Below are 12,764 nucleotides of genomic sequence, written 5' to 3'. Positions count from 1 at the left end.
TCAATTTGTGCGCCAGAGGATCAGGGGGCAATTGGGGCCAAAAATCACGCCGGGGCTGGTAGGACCGACATAGCGACACCAGATGAAGTGCCTGGGCCGTTCCTGGGCGCTTCCTGCGTATCCGTATTCGAAACGGAGGTTCGGCAGGCCAGGGCCACTGAGCACCACAGCGCCGATCAAAACCACCACAGCCAAGGGCAGCAGCGTGATGCCACCGAACAACTGGCCGAGGAACAATCCGATTTGGCTGCGTTTGCGGTGCAGGTTGCGCAGCATGCGCCTGTACGCGCGTGCCGCGCGCGGCGTGACAAACGTTCCCCACCACCGGATATAGACTTCGACCGCATCTAGGCGGCGTTTGGGGCCATAGGCGGTGTTGATGCCGACGGCATGCCGCCATGGTGAAACGGCAAAGACGGGCACCTTTTTCGCAAGCATTGGCTTGTGATTACCAAAGATGACCAGTTGCGCCTCTTTGGGCAAGCGGCGCAATTCGTCCTCTGTTAGCAGTTTTCGGTTCACTCGGTTCAGGCTTTCCTGTGGGCCCTCGCGGCCGATCGCATATGATGAGGTCGTGTCTGTCATTTCACCCAAATAGGCCGCCAGCCAATCCAGCGTTTTCTTCGACCGAATGCCGCCCAAAAACTGTTTGATCTCCGTCTCTGACAAGACTGTTTCCAGTTCGTTCTTGGAATAAACACGCTCGATGTCATTGAGGTCTTGCGTTGCCATGACCACGCGCACCCCGGCCGATCTGAGCAGGGTTAGTATGGACGCCAGCACAGCGCATTTTTGGTTTGTGAACTCATCAAGGCAGAACAGGACAGGCGTGTTTGTGCCTTCTTCCACCATTGCTTCCGCTGCGAGATGTTGCAGCAACCCGCTGAAGGACCCCAGCACCTTGGCGTTGGCATAGTCGATCAGGATGTACAGCGAGACCTTGTGTTTCTTTAGGTCGCGGAAGTGGAATGTCGTCTCGGATGTGATCGCGGCGAGGTAATTGCCAGGCCCAAAGGCTTCAAGCGCGATGATCGCATTGGTACGGAACGATTCAAAGGTTTTGGCCGACCCATCATCGCCAAAGGCCTGTTGATGCAGGCTGCGCGCCATATCGGCGATCTCACCTCTGAGCGCCGGAGACTTGGTCGCGGCATCCAAAAGATCATGCAAAATTGTCATGTCCGAAAGCGCGCGGAACACCATCGCAAGGTTCCGGTGCTCCTTCGGCATGATCACCAAAACCGCGAAGATGACGGTGACGATGGTTGCACGTCCGCCTTGATAGAAGATGGTATTGGTTCCCCCACCGCCTTCCGGGTCGGGTAGCAACTGCCATGCGATCCCGCGCGCGCGACAATGCCTTTGGGCTTTCCGCCGCGATGTCATCGTCAATATCATCCAGAGGATTGATCTTGACCGAATTGGCTGGATCTTTGGGGTTAACCTTCAATACTTTATGGCCGAATATCTTGGCACGGTAGTGCCGCGTGACTTCCCACAATTCACCTTTGATGTCCGTTATGAGCGCAGATTCCGACGAGCCCATCAATATGTTGATGATTGCGGCTGATGTCTTGGAACTTCCCGCTGGCCCAATGATCAGGTGATGCACCTCTGTCCAAAGCCACAGCGGGGTTGAACCCAGTGTACCAATGAACCGACTGCCCTTGCGCCGTTTGTGCAAACCGGCATGGCGCGCCTCTCGTTCGGTCAAAAACCCCGCTGAGCCCTTCACCGTGTCTTTTCGCAACATCCGCAACACACGCGAGACCCGTCCAAGCCCACTACCAATCTGCGGCAGTGACTTGAGAGTTCCCAACGCCGCGCACCCCGCGCCGAACCACCACACCGCCCTGAACATCGGGTCATAAATCCGATCCAGTGGATATAAATAGAGCAGATAACAAATACCCGCAGTGACAATAAGCCGTCCCAACGGGTGCGGCTCTCCATTCTTTCCTTGAGACATATTCTGTCCTCCAAACACAAAAGCGCCCCGCGTCAGGCGGGGCGCTTCGCACAGCTTCAGAGGACAGCCAGCGCCGCAAGGGCGGGGCGCGGGCGGCTTAGATGGGTAGCAAGCCTAGCATCGACAGGCCAACAAGCGCTGCGGTGAGGACAACGAGAAGCACCAAGAACTTGAAGGCCCCACTTGCGTCCCAGGCAAAGGTAAACGCAGCAACACTGCCACGAATGGGAGCGATGACTGCGCTTAGACCAAATGACCAGACCGCGGCCCCAAAGCTCTGATCTGTGATCAATTGACCAATGACGGCAATTGCCCCTTCGACCAATTCAATACTGAATGCACGGCCGAAGGCATCGCCGGGACTGTGTGGCTTGCCCATGAACGCAGCTACAACCACAGACAACGGAGACACTGCATAGCCGATAAGTGTCCCTACGAAAGCTGCGTAGGGTGCGATGTTGGCACTCTTTTTGGCCCAAGCAACCATGCTCGCACGACAGCTGTGTAAATTTCCACTGAGCCAAGCGTCTGACGCCCAGCACAACAGGTCGTCGGCAAATTCAAATGTAATCCCTTGCAAAAAATGCAGTACGAATGCTTCGATGATTGCGAACATTGATCCCTCCTGATCTCAAACGGAGGACGTGCCTCCAACGAGTTCAGAAGACTGGAAAACGACAAAACCATCGGGCGCAGCTTGGGCGGGTTAGTTGGTATGGTGTCCTGTCCAACTATTCCAGCGCGTGGCGTTGGGACCAGAATTGCGGAAGTAGGCTTCGGCTTTGTCAATGGCTGTGCTCAGCTGATGGATCAAAACGGGTTGCACGACATTTGAGCGGTCTGCGTAGGGACGATAGTGGATATTTGCCAGCCTCTCAGTCACGACTTCCAAGAAGTCCGGCAGCAACACAGAGCCTTCGCCAATCTGGCGCCGCCGTTTGTCACAATCCTGCGTGAAACGATCAAAATCGAGCCCCTGACTTTTGAGCCAAAGGAGGTAGTGCCAGTGATGTTTGGGTAAATAGACGCGGACAAAAGCCTTGGTGGCATCCACCACGCCGTAGCTTTCCATTTCACGATAACCTTCGAACAACATATTGAAATGATATCACATAAAAACGCATGGTCGCAAATTTTGGAGCAAAAGCGCCGCCCGGTTTCCCGAACGGCACACCAGAATTATCAACTCAATTGGATGCTGCGCCCGAATTGAACGTGTCCGACAAACTGTCTGTTTCGATGGCATCGCCACCTTGCCTGTTGAAGGTCGATGACAATCCTTCAGAAGGCGGTTCTACACCCGTGATGCGTCCGGTGCTGAACGTTGTTGACCCGCCAGGAACATATTCAGGCGGATCATATCTGTAGTCCAGATCAGGAGTTTTCGGGGGCACCTCTGGCTTCGAAAATTTGTTGAACAGACTTGTGACATCATCTGCAACTTTGCCGATCGCGTTGCCGCCTGCCGCGATCGCGGGTTCAGCAAGTGTCAGACTGACGGTGCACATGACAATGAGCCGCTTGAGACTGTAAGGTTTGAACATTGATTTCTCCAAGATTGCTGCGCCCCGCGAGTTGCGGGGCGCAAGTTCATCATTGGCGATGCAGTTTTGCGATATGGGCGCAGTTCGGGCGGGTTATGCGGCTCCGTCCGGCCACTGGCATTGCTCCTGCATCGTACCGATATCGCGGCTGCTCAAACCTGTGCCACGCAAAGCTAGTGCACCATAGGACGGCAAAGAAAGCCTTCTGGATTTGCTCATGTTGCCGAGATTGATCTGCCGATCACCCGCGCCCTGAACGCGAGAGAACACATAACAATGCGCCGCAATCAGCGTGTCTGGGTCCAGCAACGAAGCGTAGGTGTGTCCGGTGGTCACCGTGTGGCGCTTCCATGACGCGTTGTAGAACACCACATAAGAGCTCGAAGCATGATCCAAATCTGAGAGGCGCTTGATCAGCGCCTCTGCCTTCTTGTTCTGTGCGAGCATTTCGCGGTTTTGACGCTGCAGATCGTGCAGCCTTTTCCGTTCCTGTTGCAGTTCCTTGCGGACACAGTCTTCTGAGATAACGAGCTGACATGTGATGCCACGCATCACCGGACCTTCGCCTGCCAAAACAACGGCCATCATGAGCACGATGATGAAGAAGGTCAGGACAATGGCGGACAACAGAATGGTCAGCGAAAAACTGCGTGCGATAAGTTTCAACATCACATTTCCTCCGATGTGAATTGTGGTTCTGAGGCATCTGAGCGCGTCACAAGAGCCCAAAAGGGCAGACTTTGGGCGGGTTTGGGTTGTCCAGCCTTGGAAACCAGCATGAAGAACAGCGCCCACAGCTGGAACAAATCGATGCCGATGGCGGCAGCAAACACTGGCACAAAACGCTTCGCGTGTTTGACGACACCTTCGATATAGTCTGGCGACGTGATGGCTTGTCTCTCCGGCATAGTATTTGCGCGCAACTGCTCGGTTATGATCTCTGTGCTGGCAATCAGTCCCTCGATCCCAACGCGAATTGTGCGCACGGTTTCGACCTGCTTCGCTGTGAAAGCCGAGTTGGATGACAACTCAGCCACACTGCTACGCACCTGTTGCGCCCCGGCTTCCAACACCAAAGTCAGGTCAGCGGCTCGCAAGTCTTGCATCGCGATCGTCAGCACATCGCCCGCCAACAGAAACCTGTCTTCGCGTTCGATCACGGGCGTTTTGCGGTCCCTTGTCGCCGCCCGCATTTGCAAAAGCGCAACGCGGGCATCCGAGACTGCCGCGTCGGTTTCAGAAATGGCGTCTTCCATGGCCTTCGCAAAAGCGCGTGTTTGCTCACAAACGCCATTTAGCGCGAATACTACGGGTCCTGCGCCCAGACCTGTACCCGACACAGTGCCACCATTCACTTCTTGTGTCGCCGCGGGGCAAGCTTTCGCCGCTTCTGCACGCCAGCTTGGCAGCAACTTTTTGACGCCAAGGGCATTGGATGCCAGCTGCTCGACGACAACGGTCTGTGCGCTGTGTGTATTGCGCCAATCATGAATTTTCGAGGCAGGGCCCACCAACGCCATTAAATTGCTAAGGCTGGAGATGGCTAGGGTGATAACTAAGAGCGCAGTGCCCAAAAGAACCATGCACGACTCCATAGCGCGCCCGCGCGCTTCGGGTCCAAATCGAGTGATCAGCGACCAGCCGACGATCATGATGCTTGCAACAGCAATTGTCATGATTACCGACACTCCTTTCGATAGCGTGGTGAGACCGCCAACTTCTTCAGCGAACAAGTTGAAGCCAGAGAAACTGGCATACGCGGAGACAAGGCCGGTGATTGTGAACACTGCCCCACAGATCAGGGCAATATAGTTTTCGGCGTGATCGAAAGCGTTCGCCTCCATCCGTCGAAGCGTGTCTTTTTTCTGTCCAGACATGATTTGTCCTTTCAAGTTACATCCGTCGGTGCATCCGAGCGGACGCACTCGGATTACGAGTGATAGGAAATTGAGATGGGCCACGTTTGGGCGGCTTACGCGCGCCGTTCGTCAGCGAAAGGCGCGCGCTTGCTTCAAATTGCGTATCCGTACGCAGGCGTCCGTAAACCTAGCTCAATCATTTGCAGGCGCATTTGGATCGAACGCGCGGGCGCTTTCCCGAGCGCACCGCGACGGCAGCGCTTAGGAAACTCCGACAACCACTTGTAGCCAGGGTCGTTGAAAAGACCGTCCAACCTGTCCTTACCGACGTCAAAAACGTCACCGTCGTAGGTACGGAATTGATGCCCCGCATCAAGAAAGTACTCGTACCGAAGCTGCAGGCGGTCAACAACTTTGCGGCGGGGCCAAGACAAATCGCCCATGGCTATGCCGATGGCACGCGCGTTTTCCGGAATTTCGAGAACGCTCAGTGGAAGCGCAATCAGGGTCTTTGATACATTCGTATTGCCAGTTTCATATGTCATTTGACAAAACCTTTTCCAAGGGTTTGCATTTAAAGGATCCTACCGGATGATTCCGGCCGCGACGTCGACCACAGAATCCGCTAGAATCAGAACTTTTTGGGACATCCAATAATTTTTTTGGCCAAAACCTGAGGCACATCGAATCGCGCTTCGACCAATAATTTGCGTCAAGAGAAATAATTTGCCCGGACCGATGCAATAGGAGATGCACTATGCTTGAGAATGACAAAGCAGCGGTAGTTGTCGGAATTGATCACTATTCCCAGCGGAATATGCTCTATGGATGCTGCACAGATGCGGAACGGGTCGCGAAGCAACTCGCTCACAATGATGATGGTACAAAGAACATGCACGTGGTTCCACATTTGAGCATCGTTCAGTCACAGGTCGCGCAAGACGCGATCATGGAAAGCATAGAGGAGATGTTCGCATCGACACTCAAATGTGCTGTAGTTTATCTCGCGGGCCACAGCGCGCTTCACACACGCAGTGGCGACCTCATTCTGGTGACCCCAGACGGCGAGAAGCGCGGTCAAGGCATACGCCTCAACGAGGTTATGTCGTTGGCAAACGAGGCGTTTCCGCGGGTGCAATCGTCAATCATACTAATTGATACATGCCACTCCGGAGCATTCGGCGAGGTTCAAAAAGCAACGAACAACGCCACGTCTTCTTTGATTGGTGAAGGCGTAACCGTTCTAGCTGCTAGTGGACGAAAGCAATCGGCAAGAGAAAGCTCTGAAGGTGGTGTGTTCACCAACCTTATGGTTGAAGCCTTAAAAGGTAGTGCTGCCGATCTTCTGGGCCGCGTCACACCTGCTGCAGTATATTCTTTCATAGATCAAAACTTTGGCGCAGTAGGACAACGCCCAGTCTACAAAGCAAATGTGTCCCGTTTCACAAGTTTGCGGCAATGCAAACCGCAGATAGATATTCAATATCTTTTGGACTTGCCGAAGTGGTTTCCTGTCGACGTCGAGGACGCCAATATGCAGGATTTTCACGCACTGGATGAACGGTATGAACCTAATCGAGACAACGTGCCCGCAGAGATCATAGATATTCCACCTGTTCCTGAACTGACGGCTATCTTTGCTGGTTTGCAGGCATGCAATCGTCACGGCCTGGTTGTGCCACATGATGCCGAGCACATGTATTACGCTGCCATTAAACGCAAAGGGTGCAAGTTAACTCCTTTGGGCCGACACTATCGCAATCTGGTCGCACGTGAACAGCTGATGACCTAACCCATACCTTCAGGTTCTGGTGGCGGCTGATTTTGTTCACCAACTGACGTTGCTGCAGCCATAATTCGTGCGCGTTCATCAGGAGTCACGTAGTCATCATGCGTCACATCGGGAGACACGCCCAACGCTTTAAGCGCGTTAGATGTTGGTATGTAAATAAGTGAGGCGATCCTAAGCTGAAGCTCTGAAGTGGGGTCGGCGCTCAAATCGGTATCTGCCGGAGGCAGCGGCGCACAATTCAACGCAAATCTGCCTTTATGATCCAAGATCGTCGGATCGAGCTTGGCTTGTGCCTGCCTTACAGCCAAATCCACTGCGCCAGTGCTGAGGTCAGTTTCATCAACCACCGCTTGTACTAAATCAGAGTGGAAGTTGGGTTCGTGAACTAAAACAAAAATACAGATTGGCTCACCATCCGCGGCGGCGATATGCAGTGCAGTTTGCCCTGTTAAGGGGTCAACGCCATTGATATTGGCTCCACGAGCCAAAGCAGCCATCATTGCTAAAGCATCTTGGTCTCTCGCAGCTTGCAAAAACGCAATATCAGCGCCAGATAAATCATTACTCATACCTCTCTCTTTCGTTAACGATTGCCCTCCTAAAACAAACCTAGGAGAATACTTAAGTATATTACTTTTCTGGCGCTTGGTCAAATTCGTTGATTTGTTAAAGGACTTGAAATCCAAGGGCGCGATGCGTTGAAAATTTGATTTAATTGTTCCGCGTGAGGCAATAAGAGAAAGAAAGCTACCTTCACTAACCACAGCACCCATTTCACTGTTCCAATCAATACCCCCTTTCTCGATATGAAACTCATAACGCCACCAAGCGCCCAATCGAAAAAAACGGCCGAGATGCTCGCTTAAACTATCATACAAACCCTCGTCCAACCGCCGCTCAAACGAACGAGACAATTCAGAGGATCTACGGGAATAGTCCCTCCGAGAGCGGAATGAATCGAACTCAATTCTGTTCTTATCGGCTCGAGCCACAGTCAAGCTGTAGATAACAGCCGCAAAATCTTCTATTTCCTCTTGATAAAAGGTTCCTTGAAGATCACCCTTGGTCACATAAGAATCGACCTTGCTCTTCGACTTTCGAGAGCGTTGGGTTTGGAAAAGTGCGTGTTCTGTTACTATGTATCCTTCCTCACTAAGAAGGTGAATGCATGCATTAAGCGTTTCTGGGCTCGGGCGCCCACCTTTTACGAGGAAGTGACGAAGGGATCGCTCGGAAATAGAAGCTGTCATTGCATCACCGCTTTCGGGCTGGCAAACAGCTAACACATCGGAAAGCCAACGCATTATGCCTTTTCTATCTGAGGGACGGTCCGCGAGATAGCAAAAAACGAAAGCTCTCACAGCGACCTCCGGCAAAGACAAAAGCAAGAAAAATTCTCCTAAAACAAGTGCGGTCACTGACAATATGACACCGAACGTAAGTTCATGCAAAATGGGTAGAAAAATTCACAAACTATCTCTCAGCGAAGGGCCGGACGATACCCATCGATGTCAAGTTGAATGACTCGCAAACGTGAAACAGCCAAGACGCCCGCCGGGTCCAGCAAGTTCAGAATACAGCAAACGGTTTCGGGTTGATAGAGTATTGGGACTAAACTGATGTGATCACGGACGCTTACCGTCTATTCTTACAAAGGAAACGTTAATGCTTGAACGTCTTGCACAAGCCTATCAAAAATTGAAAAATTTGTATTGGCCCATTGTGCTATTCAGGTTGGGAGTAGTGGTCTCAATCTCTTTTATTTTGTTCGGCCTAATTCTATTTTCCATTTCAAGTATTTTCTTAGGTTTTTTTGCACTCGTATTGGTCCTTTATGTATGTTTATTCATCGTTGCATGCTTCTTCTCCGTACTAACTGGGTCAGCAAATCCAAGGAAGCCAAGGGAGACGCTAGGGCGGCGCAATCGGTCAATTCAATTTTCTATACTATCTATATGGTTTTGGACGGTCTTCGATGGAAGTTCGATATTCTCAATGAGCATTGAGGCTTTATCTGGGATTTTGACCATATTCTCAGCTCTATTTTTCTTAATGTACCTGTCTCTACTGGCTAGCGACGCAATGTATTGGGATGATGGGTTTTCCGGCGAGGATAAACTCGAGCAATTCACCAAGCGGTCTTTTTATATACCTGCCATTGTCGCCCGCGACCTCTTTGCGCCATTATTTGTACTTGTAGCGTGTATAGCAGTTACCTACGACATCACGGCTTGCACTGCAATCGCTCTCGGTGGAGCGTTAATGAAGGGGGGCTCGACTGCAGTGTTTGCACTCGTACCAGATGGATCCATCGCCGAAAATTACATACACGACCTCGGAAGGAGGTTCTATGATTGGTACTCAAGTATGATTTTGGAAATCAGGGCCTCAACTCCTGCATTTTCAAATTGGCTTAATGACTTTACACCGGATTGTTCACGCGTAACGTAAAGAGGTATTATGACTGTTTTCATCTGCTATCGCAGGGATTCCGAGTCAGCTTTGGCTTATGCATTCCATGCAAAGCTTGAGAGCTTAATCGGTAGAGCTAAAGTCTTCATGGATGTAGATGCACTTCAACCGGGTCAAGAGTTTTCAAAGGATACGGCGGACCGGTTGCGCGGCTCAAGTTTAGTCTTCGCGCTTATTTCAGCGGACTGGGAAGACAGTTTTGAAGTGCGTCGTAAATCGGGTGTCCCAGATTTTGTTAAGCAAGAGCTCGAAATGGCGAGGGAGGCAGACATCCCCGTAATCCCTGTTCTGCTCGGACGATCAGGTCGCAAGATCGATGGTGCAAAATTGCCGTCAACCCTAAAATATCTTTTGGATAGCGACGCTGAGGAAGTCAACCAACACCGCTTTCCAGTTGAATTCGAAACTCTCATTCGTCGAATGACATTTAGTTATCCCAGACTGTTTGGTTCAACTTTGGGTCCAGTGATCTTGTCCGATACAGTCATGAAGCAACTCAACGACGTACCTGTTTTCTCTCGGAATGCCATACGCCCGAGTAATGAACGTGATTCATGGAGTTCGGACTGCGAGTTCGTATGCGGCGACGACGGCGGTGACGATTTTAGGTTTTCAGTCTTTGAGCGGAATGGAAAGTCTGGTGTGTGTTTCTTTGGTGGTTCAGACGATTACACGATGGTTTCTGTTTGTGCGACCCCGGGTAAGGCAACCGGATTCATGAGGATTGATGAGGTACGCTCGCAGTATGGCTTCTATTGGCCCGAATACTACTTTACCGTATGCGGCTCATACGGGGCGCGTGATTATTACTACAGCTCATTAAACTTGGGCAGCAGTTTCCTGTCTGCTGTTGGCACTCTTATTTTCAACTGGGTCTTCATGACCGGGGAGTCAAAGGCTGAGCGCCTGAGAGAAAGCCTTCCGGACTATCCACTAGGGTGTTCGACGAGAGGCAACACGTCTGATGACGTGGTCTTTTTCTCTACCGATCAGTTGCAACCCATCAAGTATTTCAGAAGTTTAAACGGCTTGTACCAGAGTACATCATCAGACTTAGCATGCCAGGGTACTGTTGTTGAGTGGAGCCAAGTTGGAGGCGGATACAAAGAATTTGGCTTCGTATTAAAGGGATCTGATCGCTTCAAGCGGCTGACAGATAACTCCGTTCAGTATTTTGGCCGCGTGCACGACAACGATTTTTTCGTTCTTCCGTTCGACACAAATGCTCATGAAGAGTTGTTTGCCCATCCGTCTGGCGTTCCGATTCTTGTTATAGGTTCGCTGGAAACTAACGTGCAATTCGACATATTTTCCGATTTGGACGCAACCAAGCCTACCGCATCCGTTATGTTTCCCGGATTGGGAGGTGACTTTGCACCACGAGTTTCATTTTCTAGGGACGGGCGAACCGCCGTTCTTTCACACCAATGGCAACGGAAAACTTTTATTCTCGACCTTTTTACCGGATCACTGATCGGGGAAATTCCTGAGTACACAGAAGCTGTATTTTCACCGGACGGAGAAAGGATCTTGGCGGTAAAGGCAGGAGGCCCTCGCGTTGCTTCTGTCTTCTCAAAGGATGGACAGCATCGATGTGAACTTGGATTGGTTGACCATCCGCGATCAATTTAATTTGGGTATTTTGGATATAGCCATCACGAAGTTCGGAAGACTTGCCTTTGGTGCGATTCTGGTAGGCGAGTATTTTTGCTGAGCAATAATAAAGTGCTTGTGTACAAATTGGACGATTGAACCAATTTCCAGTTTGTCTTTGCTGACATCAATGCCAGCGTAGCTTGCAGCAACAGGGTGGTTTATCTGGTCTTGCGTTCGAGACATCCTGGGGATTCTCCTTCATCTGTTCAGAACATTACCGTTGCGCGGTCCGATCCAGCTTGCGAACGACCCAAGATTGGCCCAAGATGTGACGATCCAAACCGCGCGCCAAATGGGTCAAGGTGACACCTTTCGGCAGCCTTATCTTTGCAGAGATGAAGACGTAAAAGTAATATGCAAGATGTGTGCTGGCAGACAGCACATCTAGGCAAGGGAGCCCGCTGCGCGCTCCCGTTGCATCCCTCCGGCTACAGGCTTGAATGAAGTTACGCCAGATAGTGGACATTGCTCGCGCAGTGCCGCGCATGACAGGTATGAGACCGACTTAAGGCGCTCTTTCTATACCATGACGCAACTTCATTCGGCTACTCCCAGCCTTTCGCGGTTCATTTGATGTACTCAGTTAACACTCTGTCTAGGCGGTCTGACAGATTCTTCAGGTACGCGTTGGTCAAACGTTACAGTTTCTGTCACGAGGCGAACGTTGCAAAAGTGAAATCTACCCTAGGTTTAGCGGTTGGGCAGGTGTCCGCCTACTAAATGGATAGTATGGGCAGCAATACGCTAACCTAAGGTGGAAAGTGTTTTCAGTTAATGGGTTGTTAAGATTTCCGCTGCACATGTGACACATCCTTAAGAGGAATTAACGATGCGCGCTCTATCAGAATTTGAAGGCCAGTTGCTGCTTGCTGCCGACGTAGCCAAGAAAAGTGGTTTTGATGAAACCTATCTTGCGTTACTTGATGTTCTTCGTGCAGTTCGTGCAACACTAGGCGAAGAGTTCACTGCAACACCGAAGATGGACGGTGATGCGGGTCAACACACTATCCACTGATTTTTCCACAGCCCTACTAAAAGTTTAGGTTCTGTTAACCATTTGTGCGCATTCGTTGAGAGTGCAACAAACAGGACTAAGAGCGGACATGAACGACCACGACTGGATCATTGGCGTGTGCAAAGACTTACGCGCTTACGCAGAAAAAAATGGCCTCGACCAAGTAGCCTCTGCGGTCACCAATGCCTTAAATGTGGCCATTTGGGAGATCGAGGGGGCGAAAGACGAACGTCTATTAATCAATTCGGAAAGGACTGCTCACCTGCGCGCGCCATCCCTTGACACATCGAATAGAAAGAGATGCCAAAAAGTCATCCTTTTCCCAAGGCGCTGAACATTGCACGCCCGCAGCCTGCGGTAAGTTACAACCGAAGGCCATATGAATCGCTCCGGGTTTGTCGGAGACCATCAACTTAAGTAAGGATGATGGTTATGACAAAAAGCAAAATGGCAAATC

Annotated in this window: 13 protein-coding genes and 1 pseudogene; 5 read left to right on the top strand and 9 right to left on the bottom strand. The window is 51.2% G+C overall.

Translation table 11 applies throughout. The annotated features are described in order from the left end of the window. From Q1A44_RS18780 to Q1A44_RS18745, 8 genes and pseudogenes are all read right to left on the bottom strand, one after another. Positions 1-1,386 carry a type IV secretory system conjugative DNA transfer family protein gene (locus Q1A44_RS18780; RefSeq protein WP_299628367.1) on the bottom strand — a complete coding sequence of 462 codons (1,386 nt, stop codon included), beginning with the start codon at positions 1,384-1,386 and terminating at the stop codon, positions 1-3. Then, positions 1,370-1,753: pseudogene (locus Q1A44_RS18775) on the bottom strand (type IV secretory system conjugative DNA transfer family protein); the annotation flags it as partial. The pseudogene Q1A44_RS18775 and the gene Q1A44_RS18780, both read right to left, overlap by 17 nt. A 313-nt stretch (positions 1,754-2,066) precedes the next feature. Beyond that, a complete protein-coding gene (locus Q1A44_RS18770; protein WP_299628365.1) occupies positions 2,067-2,585 on the bottom strand; it encodes a hypothetical protein in 519 nt (172 codons plus the stop codon). A gap of 90 nt (positions 2,586-2,675) precedes the next feature. Further along, positions 2,676-3,065, bottom strand: a complete 390-nt coding sequence (locus tag Q1A44_RS18765; RefSeq protein WP_299628363.1) for a hypothetical protein — start codon at positions 3,063-3,065, stop codon at positions 2,676-2,678. A gap of 91 nt (positions 3,066-3,156) precedes the next feature. Further along, positions 3,157-3,513, bottom strand: a complete 357-nt coding sequence (locus tag Q1A44_RS18760) for a hypothetical protein (RefSeq protein ID WP_299628361.1) — start codon at positions 3,511-3,513, stop codon at positions 3,157-3,159. Positions 3,514-3,606: 93 nt separating this feature from the next. Then, positions 3,607-4,182 carry a hypothetical protein gene (locus tag Q1A44_RS18755; protein ID WP_299628359.1) on the bottom strand — a complete coding sequence of 192 codons (576 nt, stop codon included), beginning with the start codon at positions 4,180-4,182 and terminating at the stop codon, positions 3,607-3,609. Beyond that, positions 4,182-5,390 (bottom strand): hypothetical protein, encoded by a 1,209-nt coding sequence (locus Q1A44_RS18750; protein ID WP_299628357.1) that lies wholly within the window; start codon positions 5,388-5,390, stop codon positions 4,182-4,184. Before Q1A44_RS18750 ends, Q1A44_RS18755 begins: the two co-directional genes overlap by 1 nt. Before the next feature lie 134 nt (positions 5,391-5,524). After that, entirely contained in the window at positions 5,525-5,917 is a 393-nt protein-coding gene (locus Q1A44_RS18745) for a hypothetical protein (protein WP_299628355.1), read from the bottom strand. A 212-nt stretch (positions 5,918-6,129) separates the two neighbouring features. On the opposite strand from Q1A44_RS18745, the gene Q1A44_RS18740 reads away from it, so the two are divergent. Next, a complete protein-coding gene (locus tag Q1A44_RS18740; RefSeq protein WP_299628353.1) occupies positions 6,130-7,164 on the top strand; it encodes a caspase family protein in 1,035 nt (344 codons plus the stop codon). Here the strand turns inward: Q1A44_RS18740 and Q1A44_RS18735 are convergent. Continuing rightward, positions 7,161-8,582, bottom strand: a complete 1,422-nt coding sequence (locus Q1A44_RS18735; RefSeq protein WP_299628351.1) for a hypothetical protein — start codon at positions 8,580-8,582, stop codon at positions 7,161-7,163. The two genes, Q1A44_RS18740 and Q1A44_RS18735, sit on opposite strands and share 4 nt — an antisense overlap. 247 nt (positions 8,583-8,829) lie before the next feature. Here Q1A44_RS18735 and Q1A44_RS18730 point away from each other — a divergent pair, with 247 nt between their 5' ends. From Q1A44_RS18730 to Q1A44_RS18715, 4 genes are all read left to right on the top strand, one after another. Next, positions 8,830-9,615 carry a hypothetical protein gene (locus tag Q1A44_RS18730; protein WP_299628349.1) on the top strand — a complete coding sequence of 262 codons (786 nt, stop codon included), beginning with the start codon at positions 8,830-8,832 and terminating at the stop codon, positions 9,613-9,615. Positions 9,616-9,624: 9 nt separating this feature from the next. Continuing rightward, complete coding sequence (locus Q1A44_RS18725; protein ID WP_299628347.1) at positions 9,625-11,268, top strand: toll/interleukin-1 receptor domain-containing protein; 1,644 nt, start codon at positions 9,625-9,627, stop codon at positions 11,266-11,268. 853 nt (positions 11,269-12,121) lie between these two features. Next, positions 12,122-12,307: a hypothetical protein gene (locus tag Q1A44_RS18720; RefSeq protein ID WP_299628345.1), complete on the top strand. Its 186-nt coding sequence runs from the start codon at positions 12,122-12,124 to the stop codon at positions 12,305-12,307. An 88-nt stretch (positions 12,308-12,395) separates the two neighbouring features. After that, positions 12,396-12,641, top strand: a complete 246-nt coding sequence (locus tag Q1A44_RS18715; protein ID WP_299628343.1) for a hypothetical protein — start codon at positions 12,396-12,398, stop codon at positions 12,639-12,641. Positions 12,642-12,764 lie beyond the last annotated feature (123 nt).

The organism is uncultured Tateyamaria sp. (assembly GCF_947503705.1).
In the GTDB taxonomy this organism is placed as follows: Bacteria; Pseudomonadota; Alphaproteobacteria; order Rhodobacterales; family Rhodobacteraceae; genus Tateyamaria.
This window is presented reverse-complemented; position numbering and strand designations above follow the sequence as displayed.

What these genes read in the sequence shown, in the direction of transcription:
- Q1A44_RS18780 (WP_299628367.1), bottom strand. Translation starts at nt 1,386, where the DNA reads ATGACATCGCGGCGGAAAGCCCAAAGGCATTGTCGCGCGCGCGGGATC.
- Q1A44_RS18770 (WP_299628365.1), bottom strand. Translation starts at nt 2,585, where the DNA reads ATGTTCGCAATCATCGAAGCATTCGTACTGCATTTTTTGCAAGGGATT.
- Q1A44_RS18765 (WP_299628363.1), bottom strand. Translation starts at nt 3,065, where the DNA reads ATGTTGTTCGAAGGTTATCGTGAAATGGAAAGCTACGGCGTGGTGGAT.
- Q1A44_RS18760 (WP_299628361.1), bottom strand. Translation starts at nt 3,513, where the DNA reads ATGTTCAAACCTTACAGTCTCAAGCGGCTCATTGTCATGTGCACCGTC.
- Q1A44_RS18755 (WP_299628359.1), bottom strand. Translation starts at nt 4,182, where the DNA reads ATGTTGAAACTTATCGCACGCAGTTTTTCGCTGACCATTCTGTTGTCC.
- Q1A44_RS18750 (WP_299628357.1), bottom strand. Translation starts at nt 5,390, where the DNA reads ATGTCTGGACAGAAAAAAGACACGCTTCGACGGATGGAGGCGAACGCT.
- Q1A44_RS18745 (WP_299628355.1), bottom strand. Translation starts at nt 5,917, where the DNA reads ATGACATATGAAACTGGCAATACGAATGTATCAAAGACCCTGATTGCG.
- Q1A44_RS18740 (WP_299628353.1), top strand. Translation starts at nt 6,130, where the DNA reads ATGCTTGAGAATGACAAAGCAGCGGTAGTTGTCGGAATTGATCACTAT.
- Q1A44_RS18730 (WP_299628349.1), top strand. Translation starts at nt 8,830, where the DNA reads ATGCTTGAACGTCTTGCACAAGCCTATCAAAAATTGAAAAATTTGTAT.
- Q1A44_RS18725 (WP_299628347.1), top strand. Translation starts at nt 9,625, where the DNA reads ATGACTGTTTTCATCTGCTATCGCAGGGATTCCGAGTCAGCTTTGGCT.
- Q1A44_RS18720 (WP_299628345.1), top strand. Translation starts at nt 12,122, where the DNA reads ATGCGCGCTCTATCAGAATTTGAAGGCCAGTTGCTGCTTGCTGCCGAC.
- Q1A44_RS18715 (WP_299628343.1), top strand. Translation starts at nt 12,396, where the DNA reads ATGAACGACCACGACTGGATCATTGGCGTGTGCAAAGACTTACGCGCT.